This window comes from Leptospiraceae bacterium (genome assembly GCA_015075105.1).
Taxonomy (GTDB): Bacteria; Spirochaetota; Leptospiria; order Leptospirales; family Leptospiraceae; genus JABWCC01.
The window spans coordinates 390,265-411,504 of sequence record JABTUZ010000002.1 but is presented as its reverse complement, the minus strand read 5'-3'; the positions used below and the strand labels follow the sequence as shown (position 1 = coordinate 411,504).

16 protein-coding genes, 1 tRNA gene and 1 pseudogene are annotated in these 21,240 nt (G+C 32.5%); 7 read left to right on the top strand and 11 right to left on the bottom strand.

The window, feature by feature from the left end; translation table 11 throughout:
• Positions 1-45: 45 nt before the first annotated feature.
• Complete coding sequence (locus HS129_11925; protein ID MBE7412745.1) at positions 46-1,107, top strand: D-alanine--D-alanine ligase; 1,062 nt, start codon at positions 46-48, stop codon at positions 1,105-1,107.
• Complete coding sequence (locus HS129_11920) at positions 1,104-2,855, top strand: 4-alpha-glucanotransferase (GenBank protein ID MBE7412744.1); 1,752 nt, start codon at positions 1,104-1,106, stop codon at positions 2,853-2,855. The genes HS129_11925 and HS129_11920 overlap by 4 nt, the downstream gene beginning before the upstream one ends.
• On the opposite strand, the gene HS129_11915 is transcribed toward HS129_11920, so the two are convergent.
• Genes HS129_11915 through HS129_11900 form a run of 4 tightly spaced genes read right to left on the bottom strand, consistent with a single transcriptional unit; the run spans position 2,852 to position 6,338 of the window.
• Entirely contained in the window at positions 2,852-3,667 is an 816-nt protein-coding gene (locus HS129_11915; protein ID MBE7412743.1) for a hypothetical protein, read from the bottom strand. The genes HS129_11920 and HS129_11915 overlap by 4 nt on opposite strands.
• Before the next feature lie 15 nt (positions 3,668-3,682).
• Entirely contained in the window at positions 3,683-4,753 is a 1,071-nt protein-coding gene (locus tag HS129_11910) for an alpha/beta hydrolase (GenBank protein ID MBE7412742.1), read from the bottom strand.
• Between the two features lie 17 nt (positions 4,754-4,770).
• Positions 4,771-5,871 carry a M23 family metallopeptidase gene (locus HS129_11905; GenBank protein ID MBE7412741.1) on the bottom strand — a complete coding sequence of 367 codons (1,101 nt, stop codon included), beginning with the start codon at positions 5,869-5,871 and terminating at the stop codon, positions 4,771-4,773.
• Between the two features lie 53 nt (positions 5,872-5,924).
• Positions 5,925-6,338 (bottom strand): polymer-forming cytoskeletal protein, encoded by a 414-nt coding sequence (locus HS129_11900; protein ID MBE7412740.1) that lies wholly within the window; start codon positions 6,336-6,338, stop codon positions 5,925-5,927.
• A gap of 316 nt (positions 6,339-6,654) precedes the next feature.
• On the opposite strand from HS129_11900, the gene HS129_11895 reads away from it, so the two are divergent.
• On the top strand, positions 6,655-7,503 hold the full coding sequence (locus tag HS129_11895; GenBank protein MBE7412739.1) for a methyltransferase domain-containing protein: 849 nt from the start codon (positions 6,655-6,657) through the stop codon (positions 7,501-7,503).
• 13 nt (positions 7,504-7,516) lie between these two features.
• On the opposite strand, the gene HS129_11890 is transcribed toward HS129_11895, so the two are convergent.
• Positions 7,517-8,254 (bottom strand): methyltransferase domain-containing protein, encoded by a 738-nt coding sequence (locus HS129_11890; GenBank protein MBE7412738.1) that lies wholly within the window; start codon positions 8,252-8,254, stop codon positions 7,517-7,519.
• A gap of 74 nt (positions 8,255-8,328) precedes the next feature.
• On the opposite strand from HS129_11890, the gene HS129_11885 reads away from it, so the two are divergent.
• A complete protein-coding gene (locus HS129_11885; GenBank protein ID MBE7412737.1) occupies positions 8,329-11,625 on the top strand; it encodes a hypothetical protein in 3,297 nt (1,098 codons plus the stop codon).
• Between the two features lie 22 nt (positions 11,626-11,647).
• Here the strand turns inward: HS129_11885 and HS129_11880 are convergent, their stop codons facing one another.
• The 3 genes from HS129_11880 to HS129_11870 are packed head-to-tail and all read right to left on the bottom strand — an operon-like array spanning position 11,648 to position 16,450.
• Positions 11,648-12,526, bottom strand: a complete 879-nt coding sequence (locus HS129_11880; protein MBE7412736.1) for a hypothetical protein — start codon at positions 12,524-12,526, stop codon at positions 11,648-11,650.
• Positions 12,526-13,806, bottom strand: a complete 1,281-nt coding sequence (locus HS129_11875; GenBank protein ID MBE7412735.1) for a phosphoribosylamine--glycine ligase — start codon at positions 13,804-13,806, stop codon at positions 12,526-12,528. Before HS129_11875 ends, HS129_11880 begins: the two co-directional genes overlap by 1 nt.
• Positions 13,796-16,450 carry a valine--tRNA ligase gene (locus HS129_11870; GenBank protein MBE7412734.1) on the bottom strand — a complete coding sequence of 885 codons (2,655 nt, stop codon included), beginning with the start codon at positions 16,448-16,450 and terminating at the stop codon, positions 13,796-13,798. The genes HS129_11875 and HS129_11870 overlap by 11 nt, the downstream gene beginning before the upstream one ends.
• An 87-nt stretch (positions 16,451-16,537) precedes the next feature.
• Here HS129_11870 and HS129_11865 point away from each other — a divergent pair, with 87 nt between their 5' ends.
• Positions 16,538-16,687 (top strand): hypothetical protein, encoded by a 150-nt coding sequence (locus tag HS129_11865; GenBank protein ID MBE7412733.1) that lies wholly within the window; start codon positions 16,538-16,540, stop codon positions 16,685-16,687.
• Positions 16,688-16,724: 37 nt separating this feature from the next.
• Here the strand turns inward: HS129_11865 and HS129_11860 are convergent, their stop codons facing one another.
• Positions 16,725-17,126 (bottom strand): hypothetical protein, encoded by a 402-nt coding sequence (locus HS129_11860; GenBank protein ID MBE7412732.1) that lies wholly within the window; start codon positions 17,124-17,126, stop codon positions 16,725-16,727.
• A gap of 157 nt (positions 17,127-17,283) precedes the next feature.
• Positions 17,284-18,585: pseudogene (locus tag HS129_11855) on the bottom strand (AarF/ABC1/UbiB kinase family protein).
• Between the two features lie 126 nt (positions 18,586-18,711).
• Between HS129_11855 and HS129_11850 the strand changes: the two are divergent.
• A complete protein-coding gene (locus tag HS129_11850; GenBank protein ID MBE7412731.1) occupies positions 18,712-20,712 on the top strand; it encodes a helicase in 2,001 nt (666 codons plus the stop codon).
• A gap of 4 nt (positions 20,713-20,716) precedes the next feature.
• Here HS129_11850 and HS129_11845 read toward each other — a convergent pair whose 3' ends face one another.
• Positions 20,717-20,995, bottom strand: coding sequence for a hypothetical protein (locus tag HS129_11845; GenBank protein MBE7412730.1), 279 nt, complete (start codon positions 20,993-20,995; stop codon positions 20,717-20,719).
• Between the two features lie 122 nt (positions 20,996-21,117).
• Here HS129_11845 and HS129_11840 point away from each other — a divergent pair.
• Positions 21,118-21,189: transfer RNA gene (locus HS129_11840), tRNA-Arg, on the top strand.
• Positions 21,190-21,240: the final 51 nt, after the last annotated feature.

The following is a 21,240-nucleotide window of genomic DNA, read 5'->3' as shown; positions in this document are numbered from 1 at the left end:
AAAAATAATCTTGCAAATGATAAACTAAAAGAAGTCTTTTCTATTATGAAAAAAAAAGTCGCAATTTTAATGGGTGGTATGTCCACCGAGCACGAGATATCTTTATTGACCGGGGCTTTCATATTCAAAACTTTACTTCGTGATAAATACGATATAAAAATTATACCAATAGATAAGAAGGGAAATTGGGTTATTCCTGAGTCTTTTGAAAACTATTTACCTCCTATAGACTCCAAAGAGATTAATTCTGAAAAATTTTTTTCTGAATTTAAAAAAAAGAATTCTATCGTTTCAAGTAATTCTATTAGTATTGAAAAAATAAATTGTGATTTAGTTATTCTTGGCTTGCACGGTGGAGAAGGAGAAGATGGAACAATCCAAGGACTTCTAAAATCTTACAGAATTCCGTTTACCGGTTCAGATATCTTGGCTTCGTCACTTGCCATGGACAAATATAGAGCCAATATTCTTTTCAAAAATTCTAAACTAAACGTTGCTAATTTTTTAGAAATAACAAAAGGAGAATTTGAATCAATTGATTTTCATGTAGAAAAAATAAATTTACAATTTCCTATTTTTGTAAAGCCAACTCTGGGTGGATCAAGTGTTGGGATAGGGAAGGTTTTTACTCAAGATGAATTGTATTCTAAATTAAAAGAATTATTCCAAAAAGAAGAAAAAATACTTTTGCAAGAATTTGTATCAGGTAGAGAATTTTCTTGTGGAGTAATTGAAAAAAAAATAAACAATCAATTCATCCCTTTTGCTCTTCCTGCCACAGAAATTATTCCAAGTAATGAATTTTTTGATTATGAAGCAAAATATAAAATTGGTGGAAGTAAAGAAATTACACCCGCAGAAATTTCAGAAGATTTGATGAATAAAATTCAACTCGGCTCTCTTCAAGCCCACACACTATTAGGTTGTGTCGGATATTCCAGAACTGACTTTATATTGTGTGGAGACACTCCTTATATCCTTGAGACAAATACTCTCCCCGGTATGACGGAGACAAGCATTCTTCCTCAACAAATAAAATGCGTGGGACTCACAATGGAAGTTTTTTTAGATAATTTAATAGAAAGAGCGTTATGGAGTAATACATGAAAGACAAGTTTAGCAAACTCAAAGTTCGTCGAGCAGGAGTGTCCGTTCCATTATTATCTATTCTAACCAAGAATTCATTTGAATCCGGAGATATTCATTCATTAAAATTGTTTGGTGATTGGGCGAAGCAGTGTGGGTTATCCATTATTCAGATTTTGCCTTTGAATGATTTAGGTTATGGCAAAAGTCCTTACAGTTCAATTTCAGCATTTGCGGTTGATCCGATTTATATTTCTTTGTATATGCTTGGAATTAATCGCACTTCCAGATCAGATAGAATAAAAACTTTAAAAATCAACCATAATAGAATTAAAGAACTCAAATTGAAAATTTTAAAATATCATTTCTTAAAAAAGTACAACCCAAAATTAAAAAAGGAGTTGGACAAATTTTTGAATGAGCATAATTTTTTGAATTCCTTTGGAGTATTTAAAATACTCTATGAAAAAAATCTTGGCAAGCATTGGAGTGAATGGGGGAAAGATTCAAAATATTCAGAAGCACTTTGTAAAAAAGTTATTAAAACGAATGAAGAAGATTTTTATTTTCAGATTTGGATGCAAAAAGTTGCATTCGAACAATTGAAAGAAATAAAAAAGTATTTAGAAAGTATCGGTGTTTATTTAAAAGGGGATATGCCGATTTTAACTTCTGGAAATAGTGCTGATGTATGGGAGAAAACTCATTTGTTTGATTTGAGTTTAAACTCAGGTGCACCTCCGGATGCTTTTTCTGCGGATGGGCAAAATTGGGGTTTTCCTGTAATCAATTGGAATGCAATGAAGAAAGAAAACTTTAGTTGGTGGAAGGATAGAATTCAATATATTGAAAATTTTTATCATCTATATAGAATTGATCATGTCTTAGGTATGTACAGAATTTGGGCAGTACCGATAAAAGTTAAAAAAGCTCGAATGGGTTACTTTCACCCCCAAACAGGAGCCAGTGTAGAAGAATTTAAAGAAGTACATTTAGACCCAAAAGAATTCGTAAAAAAGAAAATCATTTATGAATTTTCTAAAGGCAAATTTGCATTTCATTGGGATTTTTATTTATCAAAAGAATACAATTCTTTTGAAGAAGATACAAAAAGAAAATTATACGAGCTATCAGTTAAACATTTAGAAAAAGACGAATCTAATTGGAGAAAAAATGGAGAAGAGATATTAGATTTTTTAATGCATAACTCCAACATGCTACCGTGTGCAGAAGACTTGGGAGTAGTCCCCGAATTTGTACGAGACAGCATTCATGAAAAAAAAATTATCGGTCTTGATATTATAAGATGGACTCGATCATTTTCTGATGGAAGTTATATTCGACCTCAAGACTACAGAGAAAACGCTGTATCCTCATTATCTGTACATGATACATCAATTGGAATTGCTTGGTGGAATGAATTAAAAGAAGACGAGAAAAGAAAGGCGATGGAGTTCACAGGGATAAAAGAAGACTATACAATTCACCAGATTATAGAAAGACTTCTTGAAATTAGTTTATCCACCAAAAGTATTTTTTCAATAAATTTATTGCACGACTTTTTATTTGAAGGAAAAATTTGTAGATTAGAAAATACAAAGAAACACTTGTTCCAAAAACCAAACAAACACAGAATAAATATACCGGGAACCCCGGAGGAAGAGAACTGGAGCTATAGATTTTCTTTTTTTCTGGAAGATTTACTACACGAAGATATATTAAATTCAAAGATTAAAAAAATAGTGAAAAAAAGCAAAAGACTTAATTAAAATTTACAATCAATCGAAACAGGAAAATGATCAGAAATTTTTTCAAAATCCTTTCTTTCTTCTAAATCAGTGAATAATTTGTCGAGTCTCCAAACTTTTCCCTTGCATTTGATTGCAGTCGCTCGATCAGTAAAAATTAAGTCGTGTTTTTGGTTTGCAAAAGTAGTCGGCTCTTCGATTAATTGCTTTAAAATTTTGAAGTAGTTTAGATTTCCAACAAAATTTTCAGTTTGGTAATTTGTTCCGGTATTAAAATCTCCTCCGAAAAAGGCTCTTCTATCTGAATATTTTTGATATGCAAAGTCGATAACTTTTTGGAATTTTGTAAGCTCTTCAGAATCTCCTGGAGTTGAATGAAAGGGCGCTAGTAAAAATTTCATTTCTTTAAATCGAAATAAAAAATAGGTAGGAGCTCTTACAAAATCTTTTTCTTCATCTAAAAATTCACTCTTGTCCAATTCGGTTACTTTTATATTAGCACAAGCAAGATATTTTTCTTTTCTTTTTGTATCAACTTTACCTTTTGGATTACCTTCGATACATGTGTATTCTTCACCGATATTCTCAAACTCTTTAGAAATTTCTTCTGCCATATTGATATTTGCAGATCGAATCTCCATAAAAGCAATTATATCGCATTTTTTTGCAAAGTCTAAAATATAAGCTCCTTTAGTCTTTCTTTTTAATCCTCCTTCTGAAAGATTTTTTACATTCCAAAAACAAATTCGAATAGAATCGTCAGGAAGTCGATTTACCGATACAAAGGTTTTACACGAAGTTAGAAATACGATGAGTATGAGTAAGTATTTCACAGTGAGCAGTCCTCCTCACTTTCTTAGAATAAAATCTTCTGTAGAGTTAGGATTTGATTTCCTGATGAACAATCTTTTGTTTGCAGGAATTCCTAAAAGAATTTGAAATAAGTCAGTTAAAATTGGTCGAGAAGAATAGTATCCGTGACCAAGACCTCCGATCCCTAAAACAGGAGAGTCAACTAAGTTCACATTGATCATTTCTACTCCGGAAATTTTATCGCATGAACCGACTCTTTTACCGGAATTCACCTTACTCGATGCGACAAGAGCATTGTCGTTTGGAGAACAATATACTGTAACTCTTTTAGAAGATTTTACTATTTTAGAAACAATTTTTTGAAATTCGTTAGTATCATAATCAGGTGCGTTGAATATTACTTCATGGAGAAAAGGCTCTGACATTTCATCAGCAAGTTCAGACAATCCGGGCAAAACAACTTGGTGACCCATAGAGTGAACAATTAAATGAACTTTTTTTTGTGTAGAGTATAATTTCTTTATAAAATTTTTAAACCCTGAAATTGAGTGAATTGCGTTCTGGAAATTATTTTTATACGTGCCTTGAATCATAAGCTGATTGAAAAAGCCTTCGTCTGCACCAGCAGGCCAAGAATACACCACGACATTCCCTGGAAATTTTACGTCAAATTTGATTTGAGCTGCACGGTAAACTGCTTCTTCAAATTTGACATTAAATCCATGAACAAAAACCAACACTTCATTAAATGGATCATTTTTGATTTGATTGAATAAATTTTCTGAATTCAAAGAAGAATATTTCTCAAATTTGAAAAACTTTTGAGAATCTCCAGAAGGATTAGAATCAATTGCTCCAATCTCATGTTCAATTGGAACGTTCACCTTGCAAAATCCATACTTTTCTTTATTTTCAAAATTTGTGGTAAAGTAAGAATTGGAACATGAAGGATTCAGATCGGTTGTCTTGCGAGAAGTAGTAAAAAAGACTTCAATAGATTTTGTTTCGTCAAAAGGTTGAGAAAGTCTATTAGAGATTTCTTTTCCTAATTCAAATGTAGTTTTACAATTAAATAATAAAGTTAAAATAAAGAAAAAGTAAAATATTCTCAAGATGTATTGTTTTAGTGTTTTCTTTTTACAAGGCCTTTTAAAAATTTTCCGGGATTAACACTTTTTCCATTTTTAATAATTTCAAAATGCAAGTGAGGCCCAAAACAAAAACCTGTACAACCGGATTGAGAAATTATTTTCCCGGCACTAATATACTCACCTTGCCTGACGTATAGTTTTGAGTTGTGAGCGTATAAAGTTTTCATGTCTTCGTTATGCTCTATAACAACAGCGTTTCCGTAACCGCCCATCCACCCGCTATAAATCACTCTTCCACTACGTGCAGCTTTCACAGGCTCATACTTTGCACGCAAATCTAAAGCATCGTGGAATTGTGATTTTGGATAACTTCTCCACCCATAGCCTGAAGTAATTATTCTTGAAGATACCGGTGACACCCATTTTACGATTTCTGGAATAACAGCACCCGGTAGAAAAAGTTTTTGCCCAACAGAAAAGAAATCGGATTCTTTGAGTTTATTTTCTTCGACAATATCTTCAATTCCAACTTTGTAATAGTTGGCAACTTTTGCTAATGTGTCACCCTTTTTTAATTTGTACAAAAGTCCCTGCTTATTCGGAATGCTTAATATTTGTCCTGATGCGAGTTTGTCTTCTAATTTTATATTAGATGAACCGGCAATGGAATCCATTGAAACTTTAAACCTTGTTGCGATCCCAGATAAAGTTTCTCCACTTTTTACTTTGTATTGAATTAGTTTGAGTTTCTTTTTAGTTTCTTTTACGTTCAATTCTTTGGCACTGATGATCGCTAATTTTTGTTCTTCTGATTGCTTTAGAAAATGCTCGTCTCCACTTTTTGCTTGTATATCCTTTTCATCATTTTCAGAAATTTCTTTTACAGTGTCGTGTTCGATCATAGCCGAACTGGAATCAGAGCCAATCCCCAAAAAAATAGTAAGTAAAAAAGTTGTCGCAAAAAGCGGTATTACTTTGAATCTTTTTCTTTTTAGATCAAGGCTTCCATGAAATAATTTAGAATTACTTAAATAAGAATAATGGACGTTGCCCTTTCCTAAATAAATAAGTGTAAAATTCTTTGTTCTAAGAATTTCCTTTCCGTTTGCTAACTGTCGAGGTTTTTGAAACATTAGATATTACTCTACTCTTTAAATATCGTCTTAAGTAAAGGAAAAATTAAAGGTTATTCATCCCTTTTGCCAAGTTCAAGAGGTCGAGGCCCTCCAAAGGATTCTTCTACAATTTTGCGAACGTCTTTCTTTTGTCCCCCTGTAACAGTAATATGTCCCTTGGCTACTACTCCTCTTGCTAAATGGAGAGAAGGAGCCATTATGTCCCCTAACATTCTGCCAGTTTCTTCTAATCGAACTTCGCTTTCTGCTTTAATATTTCCGATCATTGTGCCGGATACTACTACGTCTTTTGCGGAAATATTTGTTTTTACTTTTCCGGTTTCTCCTACATACAAAGCATCGTCTGTTTTAATTTCACCTTCAAATTTTCCGTCTATTTTCAGTGATCCTGCAATATAAAATTTCCCCTCAAAAATAGAACCGGGTCCAATTGTGCTATTTACGTTATCCCTTCCAATTGCCATAAAAATACCTCTGTACCTAAAACTTCACTCTATTTATAATTGACAACCATTTTTAGTAAAAATTAAAATTGGATTATATAAATTTTATGGTATTGCTTTATTTCCCAATTTCTTTTTTGAAACCCGAATACAGCTAATTTTATTTGAGGCAAATTTTTATAATCAATTTCGTATATAGATAAAAATTCATTTCTGTAATAAAACTTTTTACCGGTAGCCAAATATTTGTTTTTAATTAAGGAATAGTTCAAAAATTAGTTATTGTCGTTTGAAATAATTGGATTAATAGAAATTTACTTGCCCGAGGAAAAATAAATTGAACACAAAATGCTATTTATGTGAAAGTTCTGAAAATAAAACTGTATTTATTGAAAATGGAATTCCGATTGTTCAATGCAAGACTTGTGGGCATGTTTTTTCTACTTACAAGCAAGATGAGCACTACCAAGGGTATTGGGGAGAAGAAGAGGGTTACGACTTAGAATGGTGGGATGTAGCTCACAGAGATGTGTATTCTGAATTCATTGAATCTTTTTTAAAAGCAGAAAAAGGGAAAATTTTAGATGTAGGGTGTGGGCTTGGTTTTTTTGTAAAAACCGTATTGGAGAAAAGACCGGGTTGGGAAGCATTTGGCTATGAAATGAGTCCTTCTGCAGTTAAGTATGCAAAAGAAAAGAATTCATTAAAAAATATTTTTTCAGGTCAAGTAGAAAAAAGTAAAATTCCAAAAAACAGTTTTGATATAATTACTCTTTGGGATGTGATAGAGCATATACCAAAGCCTCAACCGATTATGAAATATCTTTATTCTATTTTAAAACCCGGAGGAATTTTATTTCTTCAGACTCCCAATTTTCCTATTCAGCTATTTAAAGCAAAACTGAAAGTTATGATAAATGGAATGAAACCGGACGGACATTATTTGGAAGTCAAGGATCATATAAACGATTATACCGAAACAACTCTGGCTATGCTTTCAAAAGACAGTGGGTTTCAATCAATTAAATTTAAAATATTAAAACCGATTCTTTTTATTTCTGGAGGAAAATCGAAGTTAGGCGGAATTGCAAAACTTTTGTATTATAAAATTTCTAAATTTCTTTGGGTCATTAGTTTTAAAAAAATCAATTTAAATAATACTTTATTTGCGATATTGAAAAAATGAAGAAGGTGTTGCATTAATCTGAAACAGGTTGAACTAAAAAATTTATCAAGCAAGTATTTTTTTCCAGTTTCCATTTTTGATAATCACTCCCTATTTTCAGTACTTTAAATTTTGTATCTTTTAAAATTTGAAAAATTTCAGAAGGAGAATAGTATTTCTGAAAATGGGTTTCCTTTGTTTTTTTCTCTTGAGTGAAAAATATTAGCTCAGATTTTAGTATGTGACTTTCCGGATTGTATTCATTTGACCATTGTAAATTTCCGTCTCGAAAATCATTATTTATCACTCTATTGTGGAAATTTCGGATTATATTGTATTCGCTTGTAATATCAAAAAAGTACAAACTATCATTGCTAAGATTGGAGTGAACGCATTTAAAGTGTTGGATTAACTCATTTTTGTCAGTTAAATAATTTATTACATCGTGTGTTGAGATGGCTAAATCGGCTTTTGTGTTTAGAAAAAAGTCAGAAATTTTTGCGTGAATGTAATTTATGTCTCTGGAAAGTTTATGAGCAATATTAAGCATTTCCTGGGACGAGTCGATTCCGGTCATTTTAGCGTTTACGTCTTTAAATTGTCTAAGCAAAGAGCCTGTGCCAGAGCCAAGATCGAGGATATGAGAAGGGTTTTTAGATTTTTGACGGACAAATTCGGATAAAATAAAGTTTTTCCATCTTTCATAGTTTACATAGTTTAGGATTTCGTCGTAGTATTGGCTAAAAACACTATAAGGTTTGTAATTTTCCATAAATTTTAAAAAAATTCTTGCCTAAATAGCAAGTGCAGTTTTTTTACTATTAAAAATGAGACATAATCTATAATATGGGTACAGAGCTTTTAATTCCATTTATCGCCAGTGTATTGATTACTATTCTTCTTAGAAGATTGGACAAATCCAACTATCGTCTAAGTCAAATTAAAAGATACACTCAAAAACTAACAGAAGAAATTAATGATGTAGCAATTTCTAAGATTCAATCGGTGAAAGACGCCGGAATCGATCTGGAAATAATGAATAAGCAAGCAAAAAAACTTTCCGAAGAAATTCAGAAAGTATCCTCAGACACAAAAATTCTTTTGGAAACCGTAAAGTCCAATAAATCCTATCTCGATAATGTTTCTACTGAGTTGTCTGGAGTGGTTGAGCTTACGGGAGAAATTCAAAAAGAGTCTGCCTATATTCAAAATGGGCTTTCGCTGTTTCAAAGCCAAAGAAATGAAATCGAAAAAATCGAAAAAGAAATACTGAAAATTCAATCGGAAGCATCAGGGATTTTACTTGCCTTTAACGAAAAAGTAAATATTAGAACAGACGAAGTGTTGCAATCTTTGGCGACAAAGATTGTAGAAATGGAATCACTGCTCGAATCTAAATCAGATAAATTGGATGAGTTTGCTGAAAATGTTTCTGTTACATTTCAAGAAAAACTAAAAGAAGAGATTGAAATTTTAGCAAGGGAGTCTGTTGGGAAAGTAGAATTTTTACATTCAAAGATTTCAAGTTTAACTGATTCTTTGAAAGAGTCTGAAAAGAACATAGATTCAAAGATAATTCAATTTAGAGATTTTTCGGATATAATTTCCGAGAAGATGGATCGAGTAGATTTGAGACTTAACGATAAATTTGAATTTGCTGAGAAAAAAATTGAAGAAAGACTTATAGGTTTTGAAAAACAAATACAAGATAGATTTGATTTAATAGTAGATCAGGTAACTCAAAGTAAAGATGCATTCATACGCGGATTAAAAATGGAGATAGAATCGATTCGTCGAGAAATAGAGGGATTGGATCTCGAAACCATGACACGAAGAGATGAAATATTGAATGAAACAAGACGACAGGCGGAATCTATCAACTCCAATATCGCACTCTTTCAAGAAAAATACCTTGAAGCTGAAAATAAATTATTACGTCAAGCTGATATTAAAAAATCAGAACTCATGCGTCAAATTGATTTATTTGAAGAGGAGTTTTATCGAGTAAGCGCTTCCTTGAAAGAAGAGGCTGAAACTTTAAAAAATACCGTCATGGGTGGATTGCAGAATTTTGAAACTGATTTAGAGTCAGTTAGAAGTGGGGTTTCCAATTCCGTAAAATCGTCGCTCATGAAACTTAAAGACGAACTTGAAAAAGAAATGATCACGCTGCACGATACAAAAACTGAAGGTTTGAAAAATTCTTTATCTGAGGTAGAAACAAAGGTAGGAGAATTAAAGAATGACACTCAGAAAAAAATTAAGTTAATTGATGAACATTTCGAAGAGTTGAAATCTGCCTTGCAAGAAAGTGCAAAAGAGATTTTAAAAGATACAGATACAAAAGCAAAAGATATTTTTGGCTCTGTTGAAGACGAGACTTTGAGAATGGAAGAGCGTTTAGAGAATATCAAAGAATCTTGGTTTAGAGAACTTGAGAAAATCAAAGCCGATACAAAATTGTCGGTAGATAGTTTAGAAGATAGATTAAAAGACATCCATGTAGAAGGCTCAGATTTATTAGAGAAATTTTCAGGAGAGTATGAAAACGGTAAACAAAGAATTTCTCAATTTTGTGAAATTCAGGAAAATACATTAAAATCAGTTACTGAAAATTTATTGAATGAGATACAAACACAAAATTATGAAGCAAGAAAAGAATCAGAAAAGATTTTACAGGAATTAGAATCTACGGCAGTAGAATTTTTTGATAAACAAGAAGAAAAAATTGAAAGGTTGAATGCGACAATAGATACAAAAATTTCTAAACAGCTTGCAGCCTTGACCGATAAAGGCGAGTTGCAGTTAGGAAAATTGGAAGAAAAAGTTTCAAAATATATTCAAGACGTTAGACGAAATGTAGAAGATAGTCTTAGATTTACCAAAGAAGACACATCAAAGCAAATAGATGGATTTAATAAAGAGATTCAGAAGCACTTCCGCGAGATGGAGCGAACAAATCATAATTTTATTGAAAGCACACGTAAAGAATTTGAGAAAACAAAATCAGAGATTTCTTCTGTTCAGTTTGAGTTGTCTTCTAATTTTAAAGAATTTGAAAACGAGAGAGATTCGCTTTTATCTGAATTGAATAGAGAAACGAACATTCTTACCAAAAAAATTGATAGCATAGCAGAAAAACTTACAATGGTAGAAGGGCATTCTGAATTATTTATAAATACGCAACAGGTAATCAGTGATTCTGAAAGAACAATTGATCAAATTGGAGAAATGCTTGAGAAGATTCGATTAGAAGAAAAAGGAATTTCTGAGTATCTAAAAAATTCGGAGTTGTTGAATTCTCTTAAACAGGAAATGGAATTGGAGTTGAGAAAACTCGATATTCAAAGAATTAAAATAGAGGAGCTTGAAGACAGTATTCATAACACTCAAGGTCAGATCGAACAAGCGGATGAAAAAATCAAAACCATTGATGATAAATTTCAAAAGATTGCACAGTTTGATGCAAAGTTAAAAAATGTAGATAAAATACAATCCGCTATAGACGAAAAAATTTCCTTGTTAGAATTTGCAAATACAGAAATCTCCAAATTGAATGTCTCTCTCGATTCGAGGGCGATTGATCTGAGTGAAATGGAAGAACAGTTTTCAAATTTGAAAAAAGAAATTCTTTTATTTGATACTCGTGGTGAAGAGCTAAGAGGTGAGTTAAGAAAAATTGATCAAAAGACTACAACTCTACTTCAAAAAGATGCAGAAATAAAATCAGTGGAAGCAAAGTTTGAACAAATCGAAAGCTTAATGATAGACCTATCAGAAAGACACAAACAAGTTTCTACCTTGCAAAGAAGAATGGAAGAGTTAAAATCTGAAGCAGATGATTCTAAGACAGAATTAGAAAGTCTATTGTCTGAAGCAGATGAAAAATTCAATAAATTGTCTGCATTTTTAGACACAGTAGATTTAGTTACAAGCTCTGAAAAGCAAAGTCGAAAAAAGAACACTGAAATTCAAGATGACGAAGCTGGGCTTATGAAAAAGAAAAAATCTACTGTATTGCACTTATACAATAACTTCCAGTGGAATAGCGAAGTAATTGCAGAAAAACTGAATCTTGAAAAATCTTTGGTGGATTCAATAATCAATAGTGCACCTACAGATAAACGAACATTGGCAAAGTAACAAGTTCAAAATTTAGAGAGTGTTAAAGCAGTAGAGTATTTTTGTCAGAAAAGATTTCTTCTGAAGGATTTTTTTGAGAGAAGAGACTATGCTTTAAAGTATTTCTTTCTATTTCATATTGAAAAATTGTATCTCGCAGTTGGGGAGTCGTACCCTCGATAGTTGCCACAAGTTTGAATTTGCCTTCTACTTCTTTTAAAATATATTTACCGGCTTTGATTGTTTCGAGAAGATGAATGATGAAAGGGCTTTGCTCATTTTTGGAAAGCTCGTGCATTGAATAGTAAAACGGTGTAAGTTTTTTATAAAACCAATCTACGATTTCATTGCTTCCTACAGACCAAACTTGAGTCAGGAAAAATTCATTCTCAAGAATGATGGATTTGCCTTTAAAAGGTTTTTGTAATAAACGACAGTGGTATAATATTTCGTGGTTGATATCATTCTCAAACTCTTTTTCAAAATCAACTCCAATCCATCGAATCCAAGATTTTTTTTCTTTTAAGCTCAGTTGTGGTAGTAAAGAAAAAAGATAGTTTTGATTTTTAAAAATTTTTTCGCTTGATAAGTAATCTATGATTTCATAAGGAAGCATAAATTTCGATTTTTGCCATTCTATAACAAAAGGAATTTTCTCCATATTGGAATATTCTTCCGGGGTCTCTTCTAAAGTAACATCTCCAAATTGAGTTAAAATGTACACTAAGCTAATTAATTCACTTTTCGTAAGGCTAAGTAAAATTTGAGACAAACTCTTATTATTTTTCAAAGCAGTTTTGATTATTTGATGTTGTTGTTTTTCAAATTGCTTGTCTGATAAAATAATTCCAAAGTTTTTAGCAAATTTTCTTAAAGATGAGTCTTCGATTAGATTCAAATTTCCTGAAATCGAAAATGGCATTAGAACAATCCTTTTTTTCCAATATCAGTTCTATAAAATATTTTTGGTGAAGAAATTGTCCGCAAAATATTATACACTTTTTCAATAGAGTCTTTTAAAGTGTTTCCGATTGCTACAATCCCTGCAATTCTACCTCCATTTGATTTCAAAATACCATCTCTGGATACCACAGTCCCAGCATGAAAAATAAAAGATTCTTTGTTTGGAATCGGAGGAAAAAATAAATCTATTCCTTTTTCGTAAAAATCCGGGTATCCTTTGGCAGCGAGAACTACAACAGTCGAGAAACCATTTTTTAATTTTAAGCCTTTCTTTGTTATTTTCCCGGTAGAGGCTTCATAAAAAACTTCTAAAAGATCGTCTTCAATCAAAGGTAAAATCGCTTGAGTTTCTGGGTCCCCAAATCTACAATTGAATTCAACAATATTTACCTTGCCTTCTTTTGAAATCATAAGTCCTGCATAAAGTAGTCCTTTATACGGATAACCTTTTTTTTGTAATCCGGCAAGCATTGGTTGAAAAATATTTTCTTGGATTTGTTTTAGAACTTCTGTGCTTATTAGTGAAGTGGGAGAATAAGCTCCCATTCCTCCAGTGTTCGGTCCCTCGTCGTTATCGAAAGCTCTTTTGTGGTCTTGTGCAGGTGGCAGTAATAAAAAATTACTTCCATCACAAATTCCAAATATGGATGCTTCTTCCCCATCTAAAAATTCTTCTATTACAACTTTGTTTCCACTTTTTCCAAATTTATGCGCAATAAAAATATCGTGAATAAATTCTATAGCTTCTTTGGCAGATTTGCAAACCATGACACCTTTTCCAGCTGCAAGACCATCTGCCTTAACTACAATTGGAGTAGAGTGGGATTCGATGTATTTTTTTGCGTCTTCAAAATTAGTAAATGTAGAATAGCGAGCAGTGGGAACTCCAAATTCTTTCATAAGAGATTTTGCAAAATCTTTCGAGCCTTCTAATTGAGCACAATAGGCAGAGGGACCAAAACAAGGAACATGGATTTCAGTGAGCCAATCAGTAATTCCATCAACAAGAGGTTCTTCAGGTCCAACAATAACAAAATCAAATTTCTCTTTTTTAATAAAATTTTGGACACTGAATTTATTTTTTAAATCAATACTACCTACAGGAAGGATTTCTTCAGGTTGAAAGCCTCCGTTGCCGGGAAAAACTTTAAATTCAGAGAGCAAGGGAGATTGCTTGATTTTCCAAGCGAGAGCACTTTCCCTTCCGCCACTTCCGATTAAAAGAACTTTAAGTTTCAAATTTTTTGAATCCTTCTTGAATTGTAAAGAGCTTATCTTGTAAAACTTTGAGCTTCTCCTTTTCTTTGTCAATGATTTCCGGTTTTGCTTTTTCTAAAAATTGAGCATTTGTCAGCTTCGTTTGTATTTTTGAAATTTCAATTTTAATAGACTCATCTTCTTTTTTTAATCTTTGCTTTTCTTTTTCAAAGTCCATAATGCCGGAAAGAGGTAAAATAATCTCTCCTTTAGAAAATGGTATCACTGAATCTGACTTGGATATATCGTGGTTATGAAAAATATCCAAAGATTCGGCTTTGGCTAATTGAAGAATAGAATCTTTTTCCTCAATTGCTAATTCTCTAACAAGCGGATCAATAGACTTTAAGATAATTTTACATTTTTTGTCTAATGGAACATTTAACTCAGAGCGAGTTCGCCTAACTTCTCCTACAATCTCTTGAAGCAGATCTATTTTTTTAATACTATTAAAATCATTTACAGTAAATTTTTTTATCCATTCTTTGTTGGCTAAATTCTTGTCGGAGAAAATAGAGTGAATTTCTTCTGTGATAAAAGGCATCATCGGGTTCAGTAAGCAAAGCCCGGCGAGCAAGGTTTGAACTAAAACTTGCTCGGCAAGCTCCTTACTTTGCAAGCTCTCTTTTCCATAGATTCTACTTTTTGTCAGCTCAATATACCAATCACAAAAATCTCCCCAAAAAAATTGATAGATTGAATCTGCCATTTCATAAAATCTATATTCAGAAAAAGATTTTTCATATTTTTCAAGGCATAGGTTAAATCTGTGAAGTATCCATAAATCAGAAGATTCTAAATTTTCTTTAGAAAGATCCTTGATTGTAAAATTTTCCGATAAACTCATAACTATAAATCTGGAGGAATTCCATATTTTGTTTGCAAACGATCTGTAACCATCGAGACGTTTTTCATCGAATAAAATATCTTTTCCCTCAGGTAATGTTGCAGCTAAGAAAAATCGAAAAGAATCTGTTCCGTAGATTGCCATCATCTCAAGAGGGTCAACAGTGTTGCCGAGTGACTTACTGAATTTTTTTCCTGATTTATCTCTTACAAGACTATGAATGATTACTTTTTTGAAAGGTACATCGTTCATAAATTTTAATCCAAACATAATCATTCTGGCTACCCAGAAAAAGATAATATCAAAAGCAGTAACAAGAATAGAATTTGGATAATACATTTTTAACTCATCTGTTTTTTCCGGCCATCCAAAAACAGAGAAAGGCCAAAGCCCAGAAGAAAACCAAGTATCTAAAACATCTTCGTCTTGTTTTAGATTTTTCGACCCACAATGAGGACATTTTTCAGGTGGAGTTTCGGATACGATAGGCGATTTGCATTCTAATTTACACTGTTCATCTCCAACACAATACCAAGCAGGAATTCTATGACCCCACCAAAGTTGACGAGAAATACACCAGTCTTTAATATTTTCCATCCACTCAAAATATGTCTTCTCCCACATCTTGGGGATAAATTCAATCTTACCGGACCGGACTGCATCAATAGCCTTTTTTGCTAAAGGCTCAACTTTTACAAACCATTGTGTAGAAAGATAAGGTTCGATAATATCACCCCCTCTTTGATTGTGTCCAACGGAATGAGTGTGGTCTTCAATTTTTTCTATTAGGTTTAATTTTTCTAAATCTGAAACAATTTTCTTTCTTGCTTCAAATCTATCTAAACCGGAGTAACTTCCTCCATTTTCATTTATTGTAGCATCCGGGTGAAATATATTGATAGGTTTTAAACCTAATCGTTGTCCGGCTTCATAGTCATTAAAGTCGTGAGCAGGAGTTATTTTTACAAGACCACTTCCAAATTCCTTGTCCACAAAAGAGTCGAAAAGGAGTGGAATTTCTCTGTTAGTAAGTGGTAGCTCCAATACAGAGTCTTTCAGTTTCGCATAACGTTTGTCTTCAGGATGAGCGCAAACTGCAACATCTCCAAGCATGGTTTCGGGTCTGGTGGTTGCAACAACTACAAATTCTTTTGTGTTTTTAATAGGATATCGAATATGATAAAGTTTTCCTTGAACTTCTTTAAATTCTACTTCAATATCCGAAATAGCAGTCTTTGCTTTTGGACTCCAGTTAATTAATTTTTCTCCCCTGTATATTAATCCTTCATCATAAAGAGATGTAAATGCTTTTATAACTGCTTTAGAAAGACCTGCATCCATAGTAAATCGTTCTTGTGACCAATCTACGCTTTCGCCTAACTTCTTTTGCTGATGAGTAATTTGTCCTCCTGATTTTCTTTTCCACTCCCAGACTTTTTCTTGAAAATTTTCACGAGTAAAATCTAATCTTTTCTTCCCTTCCTTTGCAAGCTCTCTTTCTACAACTACTTGGGTGGCAATCCCTGCATGATCCATGCCGGGAACCCAAACAGTGTTCTTTCCTTTTTTTCTTTCGATACGAATAATTATGTCTTGAATCGTGTGGTTGAGTGCGTGTCCTATATGCAATGTACCGGTAACATTCGGTGGAGGAATCACTATAGAAAAAGTTTCTTTTGAATTTTTATTTGGAAGAAAACTTGAATTTTTCTCCCAATATAGAATCCATTTTTCCTCTACTGAATTAGGCTCATAGCGATCGCTGATTTCTTTTTTCATACTGCATAGACGATATTGAATTTTATTTTTTTCTGTCAGGTCATTTTTCATTTGACTTTGAATAAAAGAGCAAATTCAGTGGATTTTATGAATCAAAAAACTGTGAAATTATTAAAAAAATTTGCTAAAGCAAAAGGTATCTCGGAAAAAGATATTAAAAGAGAATGGCTTGTTCTAAACGAATTCCAAAAAGATAAAAAAAGACAAGAAATTCTAAGTGCTTTAGTAAAGAAATAATAGCTCTACTCAAATTTTCTAAAAGTAAGAATTTTGATTAGCTTTGAGGTTTGATATAACCAAAAATTGTAACTATAATAGTTAAAAATGTAAACCCAAGCCCTAACAACCACTGCATAGTTTCAAATCTTTTGTCAACTGCTTCAAATCTCTTATCAATTGCTTCGAATCTTTTTTCAAAAGATATAAATCTTTCGTTCATAATTTTTTCGCTAGAAGCAAATCTTTCATCAACTCTTTTAAATCCTTCTCTCATTTCTAAGATTAATAATTTAATATCGGAAGAGTTTACTTTTTCGATTTTAACAATAGAAATTTCTTCTACTATATCATTTACAGCATCCAAAAGATACCCTTTGTCCTTTGCAGTAACGGGAAGCGATTCTGCAAAGTTTTGGATATTTGCTAGAATTTTGTCTTTTTTCTTCGTGCTGAACATTCTTTGAATATCTACTAAAAAATTCTTTTTGTCAAGATAAATTTTAGTAAAGATAGTTAGTCATTTATACTGAATTTGTAAAATTTAGCTAAAAAATAAGAAAATTTTATGATTTAGTTTGGGGATAAGCGTGTCTGTTCCAAACGGTTTTCTTCAACTATCCTTTTAAAAATAGTTTAGGGTTCCGAAACAAATCTATGTCGGGCGCAAGGGATCTAACGTATCTATCAAAATAGAGTAATTGTTTTATAAGTAGTGCAAATTCCCTAGGAATTTTTAAGCCATTTCTCTTGGTGATTTCGTTTAAGTCGAACATGATTTTGTTTAGTTCTCTTTCATTGACCGCATTAAAGTCGCCCATTTGAAAATCTATAGCTACTTCGTTTAACTTGTCAAAAATTTCCGAAAGCTCGCTTGAAAATTTTTTTTGATCGATTCCCTCAGCAGTTCCATTCATGTCAACTAATCCTTAGACCATTTTGTCTGTATTGTTTAGTCCAAGCCCCTCCATAAATACCATCAAGCCTGACCAAACTTTCTTAGAAATTCTGCCTACAATACCAAAGTCGATAAAGCCAATTTTTCCATCTTTTAATACAAGCAAATTTCCTGCGTGTACATCAGCATGAAAAAAACCTGTAGAGGAAAGGGATTTGAACCATATGTCGAGAGCGTCTGTTAAAGTTTGTCTTGGATTTTTTACAACCATGCGAAGTTTTTTTACGTCGGTTAATGGAATTCCATAGAGTCTTTCCATCGTCAAAATTTTTTTGGTTGAAAGTTTGTGGTAAACTCTTGGAACCTTTCCTCGATTCTCTCCATTCTTTAACAGATAAGATTCAAACTCTTCAATATTTTTTGCTTCTTGGATAAAGTCGATTTCTTTTAAAATAGAGGCTTGGAAGTCTTTCACCATATCGAGAAGGCCTGACCTGTTCAAGCCAGGGATAATTTTATCTAAAACGAGAAAAATAATATATACTAAGTTTAAATCTGTTTCAAGAATGGATTCAATATCCGGTCTTTGAACTTTTATGACTACATCAAGCCCGTCTTTAGTTATAGCTCCGTGAACTTGAGCAATGGATGCAGATGCAATTGGAGTCTCTTCTATACTTTGAAAGCAATCTGAAATTTTTCCTTTTAATTCAAATTCTATAATTCTTTTGATTTCGGGAAAACTGACCGGACGAACGCTATCTAAGCATTTCTGCATTTCATTCACATATTCTTCGGGAAAAAGAGAAGGTGCCGATGCGATAAACTGCCCCAATTTAATATAAGTGGCTCCAAGCTCTTCAAATGCCTCTCTTAATTTTACAGGAATATTAGAGGTTGAACCGGAGAGTAAAAGCTCTTTTAAAATAGAACCGGCTTTTGTAGTAAATACTGCACTTGAGTTGATTAGTCTTAGACTGCCGTTTATACCAAATTTGATTTTGTCAAAAATTGAATTCATATAGGTTTCAAAGTAAAAACAAAACATGGATTTTGCAACTATAGAATTAGTGCAAAAAATAAAATTTTGTTTACAAAACACATTATATTTGGATTATTGGTCACTTAACCCAGATGTAACAGGTTTATGGAAAAAGACGGAACTTTAATTCAGGAACTTGAGAAACTTGACTTACCTGAACTGAAAAAAGCTGCAGTTCTTTGGAATTTGCAAAAGTTTTCAGGAAAAGACAAGAAGACTTCGATTAAACAATTAACCGAGGCATTTTCGGATGAATTTTTTTTGAAAGGAGTTTTGGAAAAATTAACTCCGATTCAAGTAACAATTTATACTTCTATTTTAAAAAATAAAAATGTTCTCACTCTTGGTGAAATTGTTCGAAAAACTACTCTTCCTCCTTTAAACGCAGAAATGGAACTAAATGTTCTGCGAAAATATTGCCTTGTTTACCAAAGAAAAAATCGAGAAAGGCTAACCAATAATTTAGATAAATACCACGCTTATGAAGAAATTGCACAAAGTGTAAAAATTGAACAAAATGTAAAAAGTGAAAAATACAAAATTTCTCTCGATAAAATTCTTTCTAAATTAACCGAAGAAGAAATTGATTCGCATTGGATTAAACTACTTTCATTAAAGAAGAAATTTTCAAGTGAAGAGTTGTACAAGGCAGCGATAAGCAGTGAAAATATTCAAGCGAACATTCACTCATTAAGTGAATTAGAAAGGGAAACTCTCAGAAATATATTCTTACATGGAGGGATTGTAGAAGCAGAAACTATTAGAAACTACATACATGTAAACAGAGGAAAATTTGAACAAGTGATTCCGGTGCTGTTGGCTAGACATTTAGTCACAGATGTGTATTTTATTGAAGATAGGTTTATACGCGTTATTGTAATTCCTAAAGAAATCCTTGGCCATCTTCAAGACAATCCAATTCTTCAAGCCGTAAAAAAGGGAACTAAACAGAAACAAGAAAAAATTGCAAAGAATGATTTAGACTTCTTTTTAAATATTAAGAAGATGGTGTCCTTTATTTCACGAAAAGGTATCAATCTCGCGAAGTCAGGTAAAATAAAACAATCTGATAACAAAAGAACAGAGCAAGACTTGCTCAAAATGGATATAGATATATTTCCTGAAAAAGGGCAAGTATATCAAATAGAATTAATTTTACCGATTTTGAAACTACTCGGATATGTTGACATCAAAGGTGAAGGAGTTGTTTTAATCGGAGAAATCGACGAATTTCAAAAAAAAGATATTTTTGAAGTTATGAACATGGTTATCCATGAAGCAAACGAAGCAAGAGCAAAGCGAGTCAATCCTCCTGAAGTTTTTTCTGCTATGGAAGTGCCTTTGTACGATAAGCTAATATTGGACAAATGCGTTAGTTTGATTCTTGATTATGGAAATGTAAATATTTCGGTAATATTTTCTATTATAGTTCGGGATCATTTGATCTTGTCGCCCGGTTTTAAGATTAAAAATTTTGAAGCAGACTTGAGTGATTTAAGAAGAGATATTATCTCTGCAATTTTTTATCTTCATCTATTTGGTTTATTGGAAGTTGAGTATCCTTCAAGAAATCTATCTCTTTCTGATTTAGGAAAAAATTTCTTTCAATCTAAATCAATCAATCGCCACACAGAAAAAGGTGGAATCATGATCAATCCTGATTTCACTATCATTGCTTTTCCTGAAAAAGTTTCTATGATAGGAATTCATTTGCTGAAGGCGTTTACAGAATTAAAAGATTTTGATCGAGTATATACATTTACCTTAACTAAGGAAGCATTTCAACAAGGAATTCTTTTGGGTTATGACTCAAAACAATTTATCCAGTTCTTACGAGAGTCTAATAAAGCTGAACTTGCACAGAACCTATTGTTTTTATTTCAAGATTGGGGCGAAAATTTACCGATTGTAACAATCACCGAAGATTGTGTTCTATTAAAAACTTGTGACTCGATTGTAATGGAATTGCTTATGGGGCAAATCAAAGGCAAGAGAATTGTAATAGAGGAGATTAGCCCTGTTGCAATATTGATCGATAAAAATAAAATAGGGGATGTAATTACAATTTCAGAAAAGTTGAATCTGATTATTAAATTGATTCGATAAGAAATTATTTTTCTATATCGGTAATTTTTATCTTAGTTTTGAAATTCCATGAACGGAATGGGGAAAGAGCTTCAAGTCTTTGATCATTTACAAAAAAAAGTCTATCACCGTATTTTACAAGTCCACCTTTGTAGTGGGCGTATTTCGTTTTATGATCTACCAACCCTACTTCATAAACCTGTTTCCAGTCTTCGCAGGTTTTTAATGTTGGCACCTTTCTGAGATGAAGCTCTTTTATAGAGTTGTCTTTTACCGCATCCCGAAGAATTTTTTCCCACTCCATCTTTTATAATCCTTGTCAATAGATTGTGCTCAGATTGACAGTAAGGGTTTATCTGTCCACAAAAAATTTATCTACTCAAAACAATTACTAAATTTTCATTGGTAAAAAAGTAAAAAAAATAAGCCTCGGTAGTTCAACGGATAGAGCATCAGTCTTCGGAACTGAGAGTGGGGGTTCGATTCCCTCCCGAGGCAAAACTTTCCAACTAAAAATAAATTAGGAATCGAAGGCTTGCAAAGCGACCG